At 72.6% G+C, this 18,010-nt stretch carries 14 protein-coding genes; 8 read left to right on the forward strand and 6 right to left on the reverse strand.

The genetic code is table 11. The features are described from left to right. Positions 1-95 precede the first annotated feature (95 nt). Positions 96-701, reverse strand: coding sequence for a hypothetical protein (locus tag AC07BF_RS21755; protein WP_400989302.1), 606 nt, complete (start codon positions 699-701; stop codon positions 96-98). A 47-nt stretch (positions 702-748) separates the two neighbouring features. Here AC07BF_RS21755 and npdG point away from each other — a divergent pair, with 47 nt between their 5' ends. Together npdG and AC07BF_RS21765 are read left to right on the forward strand one after the other, a co-directional pair. Then, on the forward strand, positions 749-1,441 hold the full coding sequence (npdG, locus tag AC07BF_RS21760) for an NADPH-dependent F420 reductase (RefSeq protein WP_363622329.1): 693 nt from the start codon (positions 749-751) through the stop codon (positions 1,439-1,441). A 114-nt stretch (positions 1,442-1,555) separates the two neighbouring features. Next, positions 1,556-1,756 (forward strand): hypothetical protein, encoded by a 201-nt coding sequence (locus AC07BF_RS21765; protein ID WP_363372195.1) that lies wholly within the window; start codon positions 1,556-1,558, stop codon positions 1,754-1,756. Between the two features lie 4 nt (positions 1,757-1,760). Here AC07BF_RS21765 and AC07BF_RS21770 read toward each other — a convergent pair whose 3' ends face one another. After that, positions 1,761-2,576, reverse strand: a complete 816-nt coding sequence (locus AC07BF_RS21770) for a site-2 protease family protein (RefSeq protein ID WP_400805565.1) — start codon at positions 2,574-2,576, stop codon at positions 1,761-1,763. A gap of 181 nt (positions 2,577-2,757) precedes the next feature. Here AC07BF_RS21770 and AC07BF_RS21775 point away from each other — a divergent pair, with 181 nt between their 5' ends. Further along, positions 2,758-6,147, forward strand: a complete 3,390-nt coding sequence (locus tag AC07BF_RS21775; RefSeq protein WP_400805566.1) for an AfsR/SARP family transcriptional regulator — start codon at positions 2,758-2,760, stop codon at positions 6,145-6,147. A 158-nt stretch (positions 6,148-6,305) separates the two neighbouring features. Here AC07BF_RS21775 and AC07BF_RS21780 read toward each other — a convergent pair whose 3' ends face one another. The 3 genes from AC07BF_RS21780 to panB form a co-directional block, all read right to left on the reverse strand. After that, positions 6,306-7,118 (reverse strand): ABC transporter permease, encoded by an 813-nt coding sequence (locus AC07BF_RS21780; protein ID WP_363580864.1) that lies wholly within the window; start codon positions 7,116-7,118, stop codon positions 6,306-6,308. Further along, positions 7,115-8,137 (reverse strand): ATP-binding cassette domain-containing protein, encoded by a 1,023-nt coding sequence (locus tag AC07BF_RS21785; RefSeq protein ID WP_363580866.1) that lies wholly within the window; start codon positions 8,135-8,137, stop codon positions 7,115-7,117. The genes AC07BF_RS21780 and AC07BF_RS21785 overlap by 4 nt, the downstream gene beginning before the upstream one ends. 150 nt (positions 8,138-8,287) lie before the next feature. Beyond that, positions 8,288-9,157, reverse strand: a complete 870-nt coding sequence (gene panB / locus AC07BF_RS21790) for a 3-methyl-2-oxobutanoate hydroxymethyltransferase (protein ID WP_363580868.1) — start codon at positions 9,155-9,157, stop codon at positions 8,288-8,290. A 280-nt stretch (positions 9,158-9,437) separates the two neighbouring features. On the opposite strand from panB, the gene AC07BF_RS21795 reads away from it, so the two are divergent. The 3 genes from AC07BF_RS21795 (at position 9,438) to AC07BF_RS21805 (ending at position 13,213) form a co-directional block, all read left to right on the forward strand. After that, positions 9,438-11,048: an MFS transporter gene (locus tag AC07BF_RS21795; protein WP_363580870.1), complete on the forward strand. Its 1,611-nt coding sequence runs from the start codon at positions 9,438-9,440 to the stop codon at positions 11,046-11,048. Positions 11,049-11,212: 164 nt separating this feature from the next. Further along, positions 11,213-11,863: a TetR/AcrR family transcriptional regulator gene (locus tag AC07BF_RS21800; protein ID WP_363580872.1), complete on the forward strand. Its 651-nt coding sequence runs from the start codon at positions 11,213-11,215 to the stop codon at positions 11,861-11,863. 480 nt (positions 11,864-12,343) lie between these two features. Beyond that, positions 12,344-13,213: an endonuclease/exonuclease/phosphatase family protein gene (locus tag AC07BF_RS21805; protein WP_363580978.1), complete on the forward strand. Its 870-nt coding sequence runs from the start codon at positions 12,344-12,346 to the stop codon at positions 13,211-13,213. Positions 13,214-13,218: 5 nt separating this feature from the next. On the opposite strand, the gene AC07BF_RS21810 is transcribed toward AC07BF_RS21805, so the two are convergent. Next, positions 13,219-14,973: an NAD+ synthase gene (locus AC07BF_RS21810; RefSeq protein ID WP_363580874.1), complete on the reverse strand. Its 1,755-nt coding sequence runs from the start codon at positions 14,971-14,973 to the stop codon at positions 13,219-13,221. Positions 14,974-15,136: 163 nt separating this feature from the next. Here AC07BF_RS21810 and glnA point away from each other — a divergent pair, with 163 nt between their 5' ends. Beyond that, the gene (gene glnA, locus AC07BF_RS21815) at positions 15,137-16,498 is read left to right on the forward strand and encodes a type I glutamate--ammonia ligase (RefSeq protein ID WP_363580876.1); all 1,362 of its coding nucleotides are present in this window, start codon (positions 15,137-15,139) and stop codon (positions 16,496-16,498) included. A 166-nt stretch (positions 16,499-16,664) separates the two neighbouring features. Beyond that, on the forward strand, positions 16,665-17,882 hold the full coding sequence (locus AC07BF_RS21820; RefSeq protein WP_363580878.1) for a hypothetical protein: 1,218 nt from the start codon (positions 16,665-16,667) through the stop codon (positions 17,880-17,882). The last annotated feature ends 128 nt before the right edge of the window (positions 17,883-18,010 follow it).

Here is an 18,010-nt window from a genome sequence, read left to right on the forward strand (position 1 = left end):
TCGAACGCGGGCTGCCGGGTTCGCAAAGGGTTTTTCAGCCCGACACACGACCGTCAGCCCGACACCTCGCTGACAACGGCCGGGTCGGGCCCGGGCTACCAGCGGCTGATCGCGGGCGGTGCGGTCAGCCGGCCGGCGAGTTCGGCGAGCCGGTCCAGCGCGGTGCGGCGGGCCGGGGGCCGCCCGGCGGCGGCGCTGACCAGGTGCTGGGCGAGGTCGAAGGGCTCCTCGTCGGCGGTGCCGACGGCGAGCCGCTCGTGCGCGAGCCCGCCGAGGTCGCCCGGCTCGGCGGGGGCGGCGCCGTCCAGCGCAAGCACGGTCGCGCCGTGCCGGCGGGCGTCCTGCACCCGTTCCAGCAGCGGCGCGCCGGCCGTCTCCGGCGCCACCACCAGGACGGTGGCGCCGCGCCCGGCCCCGGTGAGCCGACTCAGGCCGTGCGCGAGGTGCGCCGGGGCGCCGACCGGCGGAGCGTGCCGCAGCAGGGTGGGCGCCAGCCGGGGGACGGCCGACCAGGCGGCCTCGTCGGCCAGGTGCGCGGCCAGATGCCAGGGCTCGTACGCCTCGGTTCCGATCAGCAGCAGCTCGCCGGCCCCGCGCCGCGACACCGAGCGCCGCAGCGACCCGGCGAAGCCGCCGACCGCCTCCAGCCAGCCGGTGCCCGCCAGGTGCTGCCGGAGTGCCGAAACTCTCACCGCGTCCATGCGGCCCAGAATGTCGCGTCCGGCCGGGGGTTTGACAGGATCGGCCCATGACTTCCCTCGATTCAGCGACAAACCCGGCCCACGAACTGCCGGACGTCTCACAGCTGGTGATCGGTGTCCTCGGCGGCACCGGCGACCAGGGGCGCGGCCTGGCCCTGCGGCTGGCCAAGGCCGGCCAGCAGGTGATCATCGGCTCGCGCGACGCGGCCCGGGCCGAGGCCTCCGCCGCCGAACTGGGCCTCGGCGTGCGTGGCGCCGACAACGCCACCACCGCCCGGGAGAGCGACGTGGTGATCGTCGCGGTGCCCTGGGACGGGCACGCCTCGACCCTGACCGCGCTGCGCGAGGAACTGGCCGGCAAGATCGTGGTCGACTGCGTCAACCCGCTCGGCTTCGACAAGCAGGGCGCGTACGCGCTGAAGCCGGAGGAGGGCAGCGCCGCCCAGCAGGCCGCCGCGCTGCTGCCGGACTCCCGGGTCACCGCCGCCTTCCACCACCTCTCGGCGGTGCTGCTCCAGGACGAGTCGGTGGAGCAGATCGACACCGACGTCATGGTGCTCGGCGAGGAGCGGGCCGCCACCGACATCGTGCAGGCGCTGGCCGGCCGGATCCCCGGCATGCGGGGGATCTTCGCGGGCCGGTTGCGCAACGCGCACCAGGTGGAGTCGCTGGTGGCCAACCTGATCTCGGTCAACCGCCGCTACAAGGCCCACGCGGGCCTGCGGGTGACGGACGTCTGAGATCCGGTGGAGCCGTGTCGGCCTCACCCCTGGACCAGCTCCGGAGGTGAGGTCGGCGACAATGGGTGCGGCCGCAACCCGGCCGACCGCACCCGGCCCTAGGAGCCTCCCGCCATGCCCCGCACGTCCCTCTTCGCCCTGATCGTCGTCGTCCTCGCGCTGGCGGCCGCCGTGGTCTCGCTGACCCAGGGCTTCTGGCTGGGCCTGATCTGGCTCCCGATGGCCGGTGTGGCGAGCAACGTGCTCTGGATGAACCGCCGCCGCGCGAAGATCGCCGAGGCCACGGCCGCCGCCGCGGCAGCCGAGCAGGGCTAGTCGGCTAGTTCTTCCAGAAGCTGAACAGGTACCGGCCGAGCGTCGCGTAGTCCTGGTCCACGCCGAACAGGCTCATCAGGTCGTGGATGACCCCGAAGAAGAACGAGTTCACCGAGGGCTGCCACAGCAGCGCGAACACGGCCAGCAGCCCGTACGGCGCGAACGGCTCGACCGCGCGCCGGGTCTTGTACGACAGCCAGGGCTCGACGATCCCGTAGCCGTCCAGCCCGGGCACCGGCAGCAGGTTCAGCAGGGCGGCGCTGAGCTGGAGCAGGCCGAGGAAGCCGAGCGCGCCCGCGAACGGCGAGACGTTCAGCTCGTAGCCGTTCCAGACCGCGTGCACCGTCGGGTCGTCCAGCCAGCCGGCGCCGATCGGGATCAGCAGCAGGGCCGCGCACACCACGTTCACCAGCGGCCCGGCCGCCGAGATCAGGCTGTGCTTGAGCCGGCCCCGGATCCGGTCCCGCTCGATCCAGACCGAGCCGCCGGGCAGGCCGATGCCGCCCAGGATCACGAACACGATCGGCAGCACGAAGCTGAGCAGCACGTTGGTGTACTTCAGCGGGTTGAGCGTGAGGTAGCCCTTGGCGCCGACGCTGATGTCGCCACCGTGCAGGGCGGTGCGCGCGTGCGCGTACTCGTGCAGGCACAGCGAGACCATCCAGCCCGCCACCACGAACAGGAACACCCCGAACGAGGCGTTCCCGTAGCCCGAGTACACCGCCCAGCCGGAGGTGGCGAGGACGGCGAGGAGCACCCAGAACACCGGGCTGATCCGGCGGTCCTCGCTGCGTGAGCGCTGCGTGGCGGCGAAGGTCATGGTGTGGGTGCTCCGGGTGTCCGAGGAAAAGCGGGCAGGGGATCGATCATGCCGGGCGGGCCGGTGACCGGACAAGCCGTCCCGGGTGAACGTCCGAGGGCCCCGTCCGGGTTCCGCCGCCGGTGAGGGGCCCCTGGACAATTGTGCGCCCCGATCGCCGCCCATCGACCAGAATGGACCGGTGTACTACGGCATCCTCGGGACCACGACGGCCCACCACGACGACGGCACCCCGGTGCCGCTAGGCGGCGCCCGGCTGCGGGCACTGCTCACCGCGCTCGCCCTCCGGCAGGGCCGCCCGGTGCCCGCCGACCTGCTGGTGGACGAGGTGTGGGAGGCCGAGCCGCCCCAGGACTCCTCCGCCGCGCTCCAGACCCTGGTCGGCCGGCTGCGCCGGACCGTCGGCCGGGACGAGATCGGCTCCGGCCCGGCCGGGTACTGGCTGACCGACCCGGCCACCGACCTCGCCGAGTTCCAGCGGCTCGGCGCCGAAGGCCGCCGCGCCCTGGACACCGGGGACCACGCGCTCGCCGCCGAGCGGCTGCGCGCCGCCCTGGCGCTGTGGCGCGGCCCCGCCCTGGCCGACCTGCCGGACCGCAGCGGCCCGGCCGCCCGGCTGGAGACCCAGCGCGAGGAGGCCCGCCGCCACCGGATCACCGCCGAGCTCGGGCTCGGCCGGGCCGCCGAACTGGTCGCCGAGCTCACCGAGCTCTGCGAACGGCAGCCGCTGGACGAGCCGTTGCAGCAGCTGATGATCCGGGCGCTGCACGAGAGCGGTCGCACCGCCGAGGCGCTGCGCCACTACGAGCGGACCAGGCGCGCCCTCGCCGAGGAGCTCGGCGTCGACCCGGGGCGCCAACTCCAGTCCCTGTACGCCACGTTGCTGACCCCGGCCGAGGTCGAACCGGCGCCCGCCGCCGCGCCGACCACGCCCGCGCCGGAGTCCATACCGGCCCCGCCGACCCCGCCGGCCGCCGGGCGGTCCGGAGCGCCCCAACTCCCGCGCGTCGGCGGCAACCTGCGCGGCCGGCTGACCAGCTTCGTCGGCCGTGAGGGCGATCTCGCCGCACTGCGCGGGACGTTGACGGAGCATCGGATGGTCACCCTGACCGGCCCCGGCGGCTCCGGCAAGACCAGGCTCTCGATCGAGGCCGGCCGCGCCGAGCAGTCCGCCGGGCACTGGCCGGACGGCGTCTGGGTGGCCGAACTCGCCCCGCTGGAGACCCCGGACGCGGTGCCCGCCGCCGTGGTCTCCGCGCTCGGCCTGCGCGAGATCGTGCTGCACAGCGGCGGCATGGTCGCCGAGGTGATCGAGAAGCGCGCCGAGGACCCGGTGCGCCGGCTGGTCGAGCACTGCGGCCACCGCCGGATGCTGCTCGTCCTGGACAACTGCGAGCACCTGATCCAGGCCGCCGCCGACCTCGCCGACATCCTGCTCACCGAGTGCCCCGAGCTGACCGTGCTCGCCACCAGCCGGGAGCCGCTCGGCGTGCCCGGCGAGACCGTGCTGCCGGTCGAGCCGCTGCCCGACCCGGTGGCGCTGCGCCTGCTCACCGAGCGTGCCACCGCCGCCCGACCCGGCTTCGACCCGGACACCGACCCGGCGGCCTGCGCCGAGATCTGCCGCCGCCTGGACGGCCTGCCGCTGGCCATCGAACTCGCCGCCGCCCGGCTGCGGGTGATGACGGCGCGCCAGATCGCCGACCGCCTGGACGGCCGGTTCGCCCTGCTCACCGCGGGCAGCCGCACCCTGCTGCCGCGTCAGCAGACCCTGCGCGCGGTGGTCGACTGGAGCTGGGACCTGCTGGGCAAGCGCGAACGGGCGGTGCTGCGCCGGCTCTCGGTGTTCGCCGGCGGCTGGCAGCTGGAGGACGCCGAGGCGATCTGCGCCGACGGCGTCGAGGTGGTCGGCGGGGAGGTCGCCGACCTGCTGCTGTCGCTGGTCGACAAGTCCCTGCTGGTGGCCGACCTGGACGACGGCAGCCTGCCGCGCTACCGGATGCTGGAGACCATCCACGAGTACGCGACCGAGCGCCTCGCCGAGTCCGAGGAGGAGCGCGACGCGACCGGGGCCCGCCACCTGACGCACTTCCGTACCATCGCCGCCACCGCCTTCCTGAACATCCACGGCCCCCAGCAGCTGCACTGGCTGACGGTGCTGGAGCGCGAGCTGGACAACATCCGGGCCGCGCTGAGGCGCGCCATCGACCTCGGGGACGAGGAGCAGTCGCTGGTCCTCACCCTCGGCATGAGCTGGTACTGGTCGCTGCGCGGCTACAGCATGGAGGCCCGCGGCTGGTACGACGCCGTCGCGGCGCTCGGGCCGGATCCGTTCGGCCCGAAGCCGCCCGTACCGCTGGAGCGGGACGTGCTCTCCTACGGCCTGCCGATGCCCGAAGGGGTCGTCGAGGAGGCCCGCCGACTGCTCGCGATGTACCGGCTGATGGGTATGTTCGAGGGGAACCTGGACGTGCTCGGCAACCCGGTGGCGATCGCCGTCGCGGAGCAACTGCTGGAGGCCTACACCCCGGAGCTGCCGCAGGCCTACCGGTTCCCGGGCCTGATACGGGTGTTCGGGGCGTTCCTGGCCGGCCGGCTGGAAATGATGAGGAGCCTGCTGGACGACGCCGTCCGCGGCTGCGAGGAGCACGGCGGGCCGAACGACCTCGCGTTCATCCTGCAGCTCCGGGCCAAGATGCTGAACGACTGGCCGGGCGGGGCCGACCAGGGAATCCTGGACGGCCAGCGCTCCCTGGAACTGTTCGAGCAGGCCGGCAACCTCTGGGGGGTCTCCCAGGCCCTGTCCGCCCAGGGCGAGTCGCTGGCCAACCGGGGCGATCCGGAGGCGGCCGCCGTCGCGTACGAGCGGGCGATCGAGCTGGCCGAGGAGCTGGGGACGCCGCACGAGGTGCCGATGCTGCGGGTGAACCTCGGCTCCGCCCTGCTGGAGCAGGACATGGAGCGCGGCGAGCGGATCATCCGGGAGACGCTGGCCGGGCTGGACCACCACAGCGCGGACCACTCCTCCACCGGCGCGCTGCTGTTCGGCGGCCTCACGCTCTGCGGCGTCCACATGCTGCGCGGCGAGTACGAGCAGGCGCTGGCCGAGCTGGACCGGATGGAGGCGACCAGCGTCGGCAGCTTCGCCCCGGGGATCGTGACCGGGATGCTGACCACCACCCGGGGCTGGATCACCGCCCGGGCGGGCCTGCCGGACGAGGGGCTCGCGATGCTGCGCGAGGGGCGGACGCTGCTGCGCGAGACGTCGCGCACGAGCGGCTTCGGCGAGCAGATGACGGTCATGGTGGTCCCCGCGGTGGTGGGGGTGCTGCGCGCCTTCGCCGAGCGCGACGGCGACCTGGAGCGGGCCCGGCAGGCCACCGTGCTGCACGGCGCGCACCACGTGCTGAACGGCCCGAAGGGCGGCTACCTGGACCGCGTCGAGCGCGGCCGGGCGGCGACCGACCTGCGGGCCCAGCTGGGCGACGCCGCGTTCGAGGCCGCCCACGCCGCCGGCGAGGGCCTGACCCCGGAACAGATCCGGGAGCGGATGTACGAGTGGATCGGCTGACCGGCGTCCGTCCCTGGTCACCGGTCAGCCGACAGGAGTGGATCGGCTGACCGACGCCCGTCCCCGGCCGTCGGTCAGCCGTTCCGCCGGCCGGCCCCGTCCCCTGGTGCCGGTCGGTCGCCCCCCGGCCCTCCCCCGCGGAGGGTCGGCGGCCGTTCTCAGGTCCGCTTGCGGAAGCGGGCGACGGCGAGCGGCGCGAAGATCGCGGTGGTGGCCACCGACCAGATCAGCACGACCATCACCGGGTGGGCCAGCGGCCCCTGGCCGTTGAGCAGGGAGCGGGAGGCGTCGGCGAGCGCCGACAGCGGGTTGACCTTGGTGAAGGCCTGGAGCCAGCCCGGCATGGTGTCGGTCGGCGCGAAGATCGAGCTGCCGAACTGCATCGGCATCAGGACCAGCATGGCCACGCCCTGGACGGCCTGGGCGCTGCGCAGCGCCATGCCCAGCAGCATCGAGACCCAGACGATCGACATGCCGAACACCAGCGACAGGCCGACCGCGGCCACGACCTCCAGCGGACCGGTCTTCACCTCGAAGCCGATGCACATCGCGAAGCCGATCAGGATCACGAAGGAGAGCAGCGCCCGGCAGGTCTCGGCGGCCATCTTGGAGAGCAGGACGGAGGCCCGGCCGATCGGCAGGGTCCGGAAGCGGTCCATCACGCCGGTCTGGAAGTCGCTGTTCAGGCCGGTGCCGACGGCCATCGCGAGGGTGAGGCCGGTCTGCCCGAGCAGGCCGGGGATCATGTACTGCTTGTAGGAGTCCTGGTTGCCGGAGACGGCGCCGCCGAAGACGTAGACGAACAGCACCGTGAAGATGACCGGCATCAGCACGGCGTCGAACATCGACTCCGGGTCGGCCTTGATCCGCATCAGGTTGCGCCGGGTCAGTGCGCCGACGTGGCGGAAGGTGCCGGACAGGCCGATCCGGGGGTCCTCCACCCGGGTGGGGGCGACGGTGGCGGTGGTCATGCGACGGGCTCCTTGGCGAGGCTGGGGGCGGCGTCCGCGGTGTCGGCGGGCTTGCCGGTGATGGCGAGGAAGACCTCGTCGAGGCTGGGCACCTTGGTGTCGATGCCGGCTATCGCGAAGCCGCGGCCGCCGAGCACCCCGATGACGGCGGTCAGCTGCTCGTCGTTGGTGATCGGCACCGCGAGCAGCCCGGTGTCGGTGGAGACGGTGGCGCTGGTGATGCCGCGGTCGTGCAGGCAGCGGGCCATCTCGGGCAGCTCGGCCGGGTGGACGGCGCGGATCTGGAGGGTCTGGCCGCCGACCTTGGCCTTGAGCTCGGCCACGCCGCCGTTGGCGATCACCCGGCCGCGGTCGATGACGGTCAGCTCGTCGGCGAGCTGCTCCGCCTCCTCCATGTACTGGGTGGTGAGCAGCACGGTGCTGCCCTCGGCGACCATCCGCTGGACCTCGTCCCAGACCTCGTTGCGGGTGCGCGGGTCGAGGCCGGTGGTGGGTTCGTCCAGGTAGAGCACCTTGGGGCGGCCGATCATGCTGGCGGCCAGGTCGAGGCGGCGGCGCATGCCGCCGGAGTAGGTCTTGGCGGTCCGCTTGGCGGCCTCGGTGAGCGAGAAGCGCTCCAGCAGTTCGGCGGCCCGGGCCTTGGCCTCGCGGCTGGGGAGGTCGAGCAGCCGGCCGATCAGGTAGAGGTTCTCGTACCCGGAGAGGAGCTCGTCGACGGAGGCGTACTGCCCGGTGAGGCCGATGGTGCGGCGCAGCTGCTTGGGCTGGCGCAGGACGTCGTAGCCGCCGACGAACGCGGTGCCGGCGTCGGGCTTGATCAGGGTGGAGAGGACCCGGACCAGGGTGGTCTTGCCGGCGCCGTTGGGGCCGAGCACGCCGAGCACGGTGCCCTCGCGGACGGTGAGGTCGACCCCGTCGAGGGCCTTGGTGGTGCCGTAGTGCTTGACGATGCCGCGGACCTCGACGGCGTTGCCCGCGGCGGTCCCCCGGTCGTTCGGGGCGGTGGCGATTCGTGTCATGCCCCTAGGTTGTCCGGCCCGGCTGTCAGCGGGCTGTCATGAGGGGGCGGGCCCGGCGCTGCGCTGTCAGACCGCTGTCACCGGGGGAGCGGGCACACGGCAGCGGCCCCGCTCCCGGGCGGGGGAGCGGGGCCGTCGGCGGTTCACGCCCTAGCGGAAGCTGTGCTCCGCCGCCGGGAAGGCGCCGCCGCGGACGTCCTCGGCGAAGGCGCGGGCGGCGTCGCCGAGGACGGTCCGCAGGTCGGCGTACTGCTTGACGAACTTGGGCACCCGGCCCGCCGTCATGCCGGCCATGTCGGTCCAGACCAGGACCTGGGCGTCGGTGTCGGGCCCGCCGCCGATGCCGACGGTCGGGATGGTCAGCTGCTCGGTGACCTGGGCGGCCAGCTCGGCCGGCACCGCCTCCAGTACGACCGCGAAGGCGCCCGACTGCTGGACGGCCTTGGCGTCGCGCAGCAGCTGGTGCGCCGCCTCGTCGCCGCGGCCCTGGACGGGGTAGCCGCCGAAGGCGTGCACGGACTGCGGGGTGAGGCCGATGTGCGCCATCACCGGGACGCCGGCCTCGACCAGCAGCTCGATCGAGCGGGCGCTGCGCTCCCCGCCCTCCAGCTTGACCGCGCCGACCCCGGCCTCCTTCATCAGCCGGGCCGCGTTGCGCATGGCCTGCGCGGGGGACTCCTGGTAGGAGCCGAACGGCAGGTCGGCGACGATCATCGCGCGCTTGGTGCCGCGGACGACGGCGGCGGAGAGCATCACCATCTGATCCATGGTCACCGGCACGGTGGTCTCGTAGCCGAGGTGGCAGTTGCCGGCGGAGTCGCCGACCAGCAGGACGGGGATGCCGGCCTCGTCGAACACCCCGGCGGTGAGGGCGTCGTAGGCGGTGAGCATCGACCACTTCTCGCCGCGCTGCTTGGCGGTGGCGAGGTCGCGGACGGTGATGCGGCGGTTGGTGACCCCGCCGTAGAGGGTGGCGGTCGCCGCCTGGTTCTGGGCAGGCGAAGGCGAAGAAGCGTTCATCGAACGGACTCCTGAAGGGTTGTCGTCTCGTGGCGCCGTGCGGCGTCCCCGGATCACCTCCATGCTTGCACGCCCCGGCGTGCGCGCAAAGGGGCGTGCGGGCGGTCGGGTGCGATCTGCGGCACACCGGCGAGCGCGGGCGGCCCCGGGCTTTGCCGCGTTTTTACGAAACGGAGTCGTCTCGTATCGTAACGGCCGCTACCCTGGTGCCGGGGGGTTACGAGACGACCATGGCTCGGAATTGCCCGCCAGTGCCACACCACCACGGACGGGAAGACCAATGACCACCGCAGCCGCGCCACCCCGCGTGCCGGAAGCCATCCACCGCCGACGCTGGGCGATCCTCTGCACCCTGGTGCTCGCCCTGCTCGTCGTCGTCCTCGACAACTCGATCCTCAACGTCGCGATGAAGACCATCGCGACCCCCGCGCCGGTCGGCCTCGGCGCCAGCCAGAGCGACCTGGAGTGGTCGATCAACTCCTACACCCTGGTGTTCGCCGGGCTGCTCTTCACCTCCGGCCTGCTCGGCGACCGCTTCGGCCGCAAGCGCGCGCTGCTCGGCGGCATGGTGGTCTTCGGCATCGCCTCGCTGCTCTCCGCGCTGGCCGCCTCGCCCGGTGAACTCGTGGGCTACCGCGCCCTGATGGGCGTCGGCGCCGCGCTCGCGATGCCCGCCACGCTGGCCATCATCATGAACGTGTTCGAGCGCTCCGAGCAGCCCAAGGCGATCGGCATCTGGGCCGGCGCGGTCGGCCTGGCCATCGCCATCGGCCCGATCACCGGCGGCCTGCTGATCGAGCACTTCTGGTGGGGCTCGGTCTTCCTGGTCAACGTCCCGATCGTGATCGTCGCGGTGATCGCGATGATCGTCCTGGTGCCCGAGTCCAAGGACCCGAACCCCGGCAAGCTCGACCCGATAGGCGTGCTGCTGTCGATCATCGGCCTGGTCGCGCTGATCTACGGCATCATCAAGGGCGGCGAGCTGGCCGACTTCACCGCCGCCGAGGCCTGGGTGCCGACGCTGGTCGGCGTGCTGGCGCTGGCCGCCTTCGTCTGGTTCGAGGGCCGCACCCGCTTCCCCGCGCTGGACGTCACGTGGTTCCGCAACAAGGTGTTCAGCGCTTCCGTCGTGGTCGTCGGCGTGGTCTTCTTCGCGCTGATGGGCGTCTCCTTCTTCGGCGTCTTCTACATCCAGAGCGTGCGCGGCTACAGCGCGCTCCAGGCCGGCCTGCTGATGCTGCCGCTGGCCGTCGCCCAGCTGCTGTTCGCGCCGCGGGCCCGGCTGGTGGTCGACCGCTTCGGCGTCGCCGCCACCGCCGCCGTCGGCATGCTGCTGATCGCGGTCGGCTTCGTCGGCTACACCCTGCTGGGCGTCGACACGCCGATCTGGGTGCTGATCGTGCTCGGCCTGCTGATGGGCACCGGCATGGCGCACGTCATGCCGCCGGTCACCGTCGCGATCATGGCCTCGCTGCCCCGCGAGAAGGCCGGCGCGGGCTCGGCCGTCAACAACACCTTCCGCCAGGTCGGCGGCTCGCTCGGCGTCGCCGTGCTCGGCGCGGTGCTCTCCACCGTCTACCGCGACGGCATGACCGACACGCTCAACCAGCTGCCCGACGACCTGCGCGGCAAGGCCGGCGAGTCGCTGGAGGCCACCCTGGCCATCGCCGAGCGGATGGGCCCCAAGGGCGCCGCGCTGATCGGCCCGGCCGACGACGCCTTCGTCAGCGCCATGCACGTGGTGGCCTCGCTCTCCGCGGGCATCACGGTGGTCGGCGCGCTGATCGCCTGGTTCCTGCTGCCGCGTCGGTCGGCCGCCCCCGGCGGCCCGGCCGGGAAGGCCGCCGAGCAGCCCGACCAGAGCCGCAAGGCCGTGGCCGCGGACGCCTGACCCTCGACCGCACTGAGCGACAATGGCCCTGTCACCCGGGTGAACCCCCGGGCGGCAGGGCCGAGGTCCAGGACGGCGGCCGCCACCCGGCCCGGTCCACGGACCGCCATCGGAAACGGAACGGCGCCCGTGCGCCACGCGGACAGCGAGGGAGTACAGCGGGGATGAAGACGGACACCCCGGCCGCCGGGGCCGGACAGCCCTGCGCCGCCGTACGCCGCGGCCGCCCGCGCAGCGAGGCCGCCGAGCAGGCCATCTTCGCCGCCGTCGAGGACCTGATGGCCGGCGGAACCGCGCTGTCCGAGCTCACCATCGAGGGCATCGCCGCCGCGGCCGGCGTCGGCAAGGCCACCATCTACCGGCGCTGGCCCAACAAGGAGGCCCTGCTGGTCGACGTGGTCAGCCGGCTGGAAGTCCCGATGCCCGCGCCGACCGACGGCACCGCCCGGGACCACCTGATCGAGATGATCGACTACATGCGCCGGCGCGGCCTCGCCAAGCGCTCCCGCTGGGTGCTCAAGGCCGCCCTCGGCCAGATGCAGGGCCTGCCCGACCTGTACAGCGCGTACCGCGACCGGGTGATCAAGCCGCGCCGGGAGGCGGGGCTCACCCTGATCCGCCGCGCCATGGACGAGGGCGTGCTGCGGTCCGACCTCGACGTCGAGCTGCTCGGCGACATGCTGATGGGCCCGATCCTGTACCGCAGCATCCTCTGGGACGACTCCGACCTGGAGGACCCGGACCTGGCCCGCCGGATGGTCGACTCGCTGCTCGAAGGCCTGGCGCCGCACGCGGCCTCCGGCTCCCGCGGCTGAACGCGCTCCCGCGCCCCGGCCCCCGCGCCCCGGTCCCGTACCCGCAGCGACCTGCACCGACCTGCACCGACCTGCGTCCGACCTGCACCGACCTGCACCGACCTGCACCGACCTGCGTCCGGCGTGGCCTGGCTCACCAAACCGGGCCACGCCGGAACCCGCTCCGACGGCCCCGCGTCTGTCCCGGCATAGGCTGAGCCGGGTATCCGATCAAACCGGCACCAGTCCGGCACCCGCCCGTACCGCACGGGCCGGACACCGGACCGGCGACGGCACGAACAACGGGAGCCACGGATGACGCAGGCGGACAGGACCGACCGGAGCACGGCCGGGCCCTGGGGCGAGGCGGGCGCCCCGGCCCCCGCGGGCCGTCCCGGAGGGTTCCTGGGCCTGCGGCACTGGGGCCGGGACGGCCGCGGCGCCACCACCTGGCGGCGCGGCCTGGTGGTCGCGGTGCTGGCCGTGCTCACCGCCCTGCTGATGGCCCTCCACGCCGACGTCCCCAACAGCGCCGGCAACCTCGGCAGCCTGCTGGAGACCTTCCTGCCCTGGATCGGCCTGGCCGTCCCGGTGCTGCTGGTCCCCGCGCTGCTGCGCCGCTCCGCCACCGCGCTGATCGCGCTGCTGCTGCCCGTCGCGATCTGGCTCAACCTGTTCGGCGGCCTGCTCAGCGACAAGAGCGGCGGCACCGGCGACTGGACGGTGGTCAGCCACAACGTCGCCGCCGCCAACCCCGACGTGCCGGGCACCGTCCGCGGCCTGGTGGCCTCCGGCGCCCAGATCGTCGCCCTCCAGGAACTGGCCGGCAAGCCGCTGCGCGACTACGAGAGCGGGCTCGCCGAGGCGTACCCGTACCACGAGGTGGAGGGGACGGTCGGCCTCTGGTCGAAGTACCCGATCAGCGGAGTCTCGCCGGTGGACCTCAAGATGGGCTGGACCAGGGCGTTCCGGGCCCAGGTCGCCACCCCGCAGGGCCCGGTCGCGGTGTACGTCGCGCACCTGCCGTCGGTGCGGCTGAAGGCCGAGGGCGGCTTCACCGTCGACCAGCGGGACGTCAGCGCGCAGGCGCTCGGCGACGCGATCCAGGCCGAGCCGGTGAAGAAGGTGCTGCTGCTCGGCGACCTCAACGGCACCATGAACGACCGCAGCCTGGCGCCGGTCACCTCGCAGATGCGCTCGGCCCAGGGCGCCGCCGGGGACGGCTTCGGCTTCAGCTGGCCGGCGTCCTTCCCGATGGCCCGGATCGACCAGATCATGAGCAAGGGCGGCCTCGCGCCGGTCGACTCCCGCACCCTGCCCCGGGACGGCAGCGACCACCTCGCGGTGGCCGCCACCTACCGGTTCAACTAGCTAGGTCAGCCCCGCCGCCAGCGGTTGGTGATCGGCAGGCGGCGGTCCCGGCCGAAGTTCTTGACCGAGATCTTGGGGCCCGGCGGGTACTGCCGCCGCTTGTACTCGGCGGTGTCGACCAGCCGGACCACCCGGTCCACCACGGCCGGGTCGAAGCCGGCCGCGACGATCGCGTCCCGCCCCTCGTCGCCCTCGATGTAGCGGGCCAGCACGCTGTCCAGCAGGTCGTAGTCGGGCAGCGAGTCGCTGTCCTTCTGGTCCGGCCGAAGTTCGGCGGACGGCGGCTTGGAGATGGTGTTCTCCGGGATCGGCGGCACCTCGCCGCGCCGCTCGGCCTCCTCGTTGCGCCAGTGGGCCAGCCGGAAGACCAGCGACTTGTAGACGTCCTTGATCGGCCCGAACGCGCCCACCGAGTCGCCGTACAGGGTCGAGTAGCCGACGGCCAGCTCGCTCTTGTTCCCGGGCGCGAGCACGATGTGCCCCTCCTGGTTGGAGATCGCCATCAGCAGGGTGCCGCGCAGCCGGGACTGCAGGTTCTCCTCGGCCAGGCCGGTCAGCTCGGTCGCGCCCAGGTAGGCATCGAACATCGGGGCGATGGAGACGGTGCGGTAGTGCAGCCCGGTCCGGCGGGCCAGCTCGGCCGCGTCGTCCCGGGAGTGCTGCGAGGAGTAGCGGCTGGGCATCGAGACGCAGTACACGTTCTCGGCGCCGATCGCGTCCACCGCGATGGCGGCCACCAGTGCCGAGTCGATGCCGCCGGAGAGGCCGATCAGCACCGAACGGAAGCCGTTCTTGGTGACGTACGCCCGGGTGCCGGAGACCAGCGCGGCCCAGATCTCCGCCTCGTCGGACAGCCGCGGCGCCACCTCGGGGGTCGGGGTGTCCGCGGGCGCGGCCTGCGGCTCGCCGCCCAGCTCGGTGCGGACGAGGTGCAGGCCGTCGCTCAGCAGCAGGCCGTCGGTGTGGTCGCCGCCGGCGGCCGGCAGGTCGAGGTCCAGCACCAGCAGGTGCTCCTCGAACTGCGGGGAGCGGGCCAGCACCTCGCCGTCCGCGCCGACCACGATCGAGTCGCCGTCGAAGACCAGCTCGTCCTGGCCGCCGACCATGTTGACGTAGGCCAGCGGGCAGCCCGCCTCGGCGGCCCGGCGCCGGACCAGCTCCAGCCGCTGGTCGTCCTTGTTCCGCTCGTACGGCGAGCCGTTGACCACCAGCAGCAGCCCGGCCCCGGCCTCGCGGGCCGCGGTGACCCGGCCGCCGTCCTGCCAGATGTCCTCGCAGATGGCCAGTGCGACGTCGACTCCGTGCAGCCGCAGCACCGGCAGCTGCTCGCCCGGGACGAACCAGCGGTACTCGTCGAACACGCCGTAGTTGGGCAGGTGGTGCTTGGCGAAGCGGGTCACCACCTCGCCCCGGTGCAACACGGCGGCGCAGTTCTGCGGCGAGCCGGCCGGGCGGCCGAACCTCGGCGAGGCGTGTTCGGAGCGCCCGAGGTAGCCGACCACCACCGGCACCTCGCCCAGCCCGTCGGCGGCCAGCCGCCCGGCCAGCTCGACCAGCGCGCCCCGGGACGCCTCGACGAAGGAACTGCGCAGGGCGAGGTCCTCGACGGGGTAGCCGGTCAGGGCCATCTCGGGGAAGGCGACCAACTGGGCGCCGGCCTCCACGGCCTGCCTGGTCCAGCGCACCACCTCATCGCTGTTGCGGGCGATGTCACCGACCCAGGGGTCGATCTGGCTCAGGGCGAGACGGAGATTGGGCATGCCTCCGAGTGTAATCGTCGATCTGACGCAATGTGCTGCCCGGGGGGTCGGACCGGGGTCCGGACTGCCGTCCCGCGCGGTGATCGGCCATGATGGGGGCAGTCGCGTCCGGGGGTCTTCCGGGCGTAACACGAGCGTAAAGAGCAGAGGTGAGACTGTCCCCATGGGCAAGCAGCAGCAGTTCGTGCTTCGGACGCTTGAGGAGCGTGACATCCGGTTCGTCCGGCTGTGGTTCACCGACGTGCTCGGGTTCCTGAAGTCGGTCGCGGTGGCTCCGGCCGAACTGGAGCAGGCCTTCGAGGAGGGCATCGGCTTCGACGGCTCGGCGATCGAGGGCTTCGCCCGGGTCTACGAGTCCGACATGATCGCCAAGCCGGACCCGACCACCTTCCAGATCCTGCCGTGGCGCTCGGAGACCCCCGGTACCGCCCGGATGTTCTGCGACATCCTGATGCCCGACGGCTCGCCGTCCTACGCCGACCCCCGGTTCGTGCTCAAGCGCACCCTGGAGAAGGCCTCCGCCCAGGGCTTCACCTTCTACACCCACCCCGAGATCGAGTTCTTCCTGCTGAAGAACCTGCCCGGCGACGGCACCCCGCCGATCCCCGCCGACCAGTCCGGCTACTTCGACCACACCCCGCGCGGGGTCGGCCACGACTTCCGCCGACAGGCCATCACCATGCTGGAGTCGATGGGCATCTCGGTGGAGTTCTCCCACCACGAGGGCGCCCCCGGCCAGCAGGAGATCGACCTGCGCTACGCCGACGCGCTGTCCACCGCCGACAACATCATGACCTTCCGTCTGGTCATGAAGGAGGTCGCGCTGGAGCAGGGCGTGCACGCCAGCTTCATGCCCAAGCCGTTCTCCGACCACCCCGGCTCGGGCATGCACACCCACCTGTCGCTGTTCGAGGGCGACCGCAACGCCTTCCACGAGACCGGCGCCGAGTACCAGCTCTCCAAGGTCGGGCGCTCCTTCATCGCCGGCCTGCTCAAGCACGCCGCCGAGACCGCCGCCGTCACCAACCAGTGGGTGAACTCCTACAAGCGGATCTGGGGCGGCTCCCAGCGCACCGCCGGCGCCGGCGGCGAGGCCCCGTCCTACATCTGCTGGGGCCACAACAACCGCTCGGCGCTGATCCGGGTGCCGATGTACAAGCCTGGCAAGCAGGGCTCCACCCGGATCGAGGTCCGCTCCCTGGACACCGGCTGCAACCCGTACCTCGCCTACGCCGTCACCCTCGCGGCCGGCCTCAAGGGCATCGAGGAGGGCTACGAGCTCCCGCCGGGCGCCGACGACGACGTCTGGGCGCTGTCCGACTCCGAGCGCCGCGCCCTCGGCATCCAGCCGATGCCGCAGAACCTCGGCGAGGCGATCGACCTGATGCAGCGCAGCGAGCTCGTCGCCGAGACCCTCGGCGAGCACGTCTTCGACTTCTTCCTGCGCAACAAGCGGCAGGAGTGGGAGGAGTACCGCTCCGAGGTGACGCCGTTCGAGCTGCGCAAGAACCTCCAGGTGCTGTGAGCACCTGAGGCTCCCAAACACCTCCGGGCCCGCTGTCGTTCGATCGGATGACAGCGGGCCGTCCGCTGGGGTGGGATCGCTTCCCCAATGGCGGTATGTGAAGATCCTGTGACGGACGGTTGTGATCCGATGGGCGTGCTCGTCCGTTCCGTCCCGAGAGGATCCCATGCCCTCCTCCGCTGTCAGCCGCGCCGCCGCGGCCCGCCTGCTCGCCCGCCGGGCCGTCGTCGCGGGCGCCGCCCTCGCCGCCGTCGCGAGCCAGCTGCTGGCCACCCCGGTCGCCGACGCCCGTGGCTCCGGCTCCGGTTCGTCGAACCCGCGCCCGCGCGCCGAGACCATCTCCGAGAACCCGCTGCCGTTCACCACCCGCTTCCAGGGCGACTTCCACGGCTCCGTCACCAGGATCAGCAACTCGCTGATGACCTGTGACGAGACCAAGCCGCCGGTCGACCCGGCGCAGCCGCCCTGCGAGGACGCCCGCAAGGGCCTCGGCAGCATGCCGATCAACAACAAGTACGAGATGAAGTACATCAACATCGACCCGGGCTCCATCGGCCCGCTCGGTGACCCGATCTACTCCGCCAGCTCCGCCGACCTCGGCCTGATCGACGGCTCCAAGGTCAAGTACGCCCGGCTGTACTGGGGCGGCACCCGCGGCATCGGCGACACCGTGCTGCCGGAGAACCAGATCGACGAGGTGTACCTCAAGGTCCCGGGCGAGAAGCAGTACCGGGACATCGCCAACGACCAGCCGTCCATCGGCTACATCACCACCGACGTGGAGAGCAGCTACCAGGCCTCCGCCGACATCACCGACCTGGTCAGGAACGCCGGCAACGGCACCTACACCGTCGCCGACATGGACTCGGTGGTGAAGCCGCACAGCTGGGGCGGCTGGACGATCGTCGTCGCGTACGAGAACGACTGCAAGCCGATGCGGCACATCCACCTGTGGGACGGCTTCCAGGTCGAGCTGCCGGACAGCCCGACGCGGCAGATCAAGCTCACGGGGCTGCAGACGCCGCAGAGCGGTCAGCTCCACGGCAAGCTCGGCTGGGTGGTCTACGACGGCGACCTCAAGTGGACCGGTGACACCCTGTCGGTCAAGTCCACCAACGGGCCCGAGGCGCTGTTCTCCGACATCAACCACGCGCCGGACGACGCCTTCAACTCCACCATCGAGGAGCTGACCCCGGAGGACCAGTTCGCCCGCAACCCGTACAACCGCAACAACTTCGGCTACGACTCCAACCGCTGGGACATCTCGCCGTACCTGCGCAACGGGGACACCGACCTCACCACCACCTTCAACACCCAGAAGGACGGCTACGACATCGGCGTCTTCTACGCCTACGTCAACCTGGACGGCTCCACCGACGCCTGACCGGCCGCCGCCCGGGGGGGGGGGGGGGGGAGCACGACCGGGGGGGGGGGGGGGGGGGGGGGTGTGAGGGTGCGGGGGGGGGGGGGGGGGGGGGGGGGGGGGGGGGGGGGGGGAGGGGGGGGGGGGGG

The sequence above is a fragment of the Kitasatospora sp. NPDC043950 genome (assembly GCF_056435345.1).

Bases quoted from the DNA above. Each gene is read 5' to 3' on its own strand.
- AC07BF_RS21810 (WP_363580874.1), bottom strand. From the start codon at position 14,973: ATGCCCAATCTCCGTCTCGCCCTGAGCCAGATCGACCCCTGGGTCGGT.
- AC07BF_RS21795 (WP_363580870.1), top strand. From the start codon at position 9,438: ATGACCACCGCAGCCGCGCCACCCCGCGTGCCGGAAGCCATCCACCGC.
- AC07BF_RS21800 (WP_363580872.1), top strand. From the start codon at position 11,213: ATGAAGACGGACACCCCGGCCGCCGGGGCCGGACAGCCCTGCGCCGCC.
- AC07BF_RS21805 (WP_363580978.1), top strand. From the start codon at position 12,344: ATGGCCCTCCACGCCGACGTCCCCAACAGCGCCGGCAACCTCGGCAGC.
- panB (WP_363580868.1), bottom strand. From the start codon at position 9,157: ATGAACGCTTCTTCGCCTTCGCCTGCCCAGAACCAGGCGGCGACCGCC.
- AC07BF_RS21755 (WP_400989302.1), bottom strand. From the start codon at position 701: ATGGACGCGGTGAGAGTTTCGGCACTCCGGCAGCACCTGGCGGGCACC.
- npdG (WP_363622329.1), top strand. From the start codon at position 749: ATGACTTCCCTCGATTCAGCGACAAACCCGGCCCACGAACTGCCGGAC.
- AC07BF_RS21765 (WP_363372195.1), top strand. From the start codon at position 1,556: ATGCCCCGCACGTCCCTCTTCGCCCTGATCGTCGTCGTCCTCGCGCTG.
- AC07BF_RS21770 (WP_400805565.1), bottom strand. From the start codon at position 2,576: ATGACCTTCGCCGCCACGCAGCGCTCACGCAGCGAGGACCGCCGGATC.
- glnA (WP_363580876.1), top strand. From the start codon at position 15,137: ATGGGCAAGCAGCAGCAGTTCGTGCTTCGGACGCTTGAGGAGCGTGAC.
- AC07BF_RS21820 (WP_363580878.1), top strand. From the start codon at position 16,665: ATGCCCTCCTCCGCTGTCAGCCGCGCCGCCGCGGCCCGCCTGCTCGCC.
- AC07BF_RS21780 (WP_363580864.1), bottom strand. From the start codon at position 7,118: ATGACCACCGCCACCGTCGCCCCCACCCGGGTGGAGGACCCCCGGATC.
- AC07BF_RS21785 (WP_363580866.1), bottom strand. From the start codon at position 8,137: ATGACACGAATCGCCACCGCCCCGAACGACCGGGGGACCGCCGCGGGC.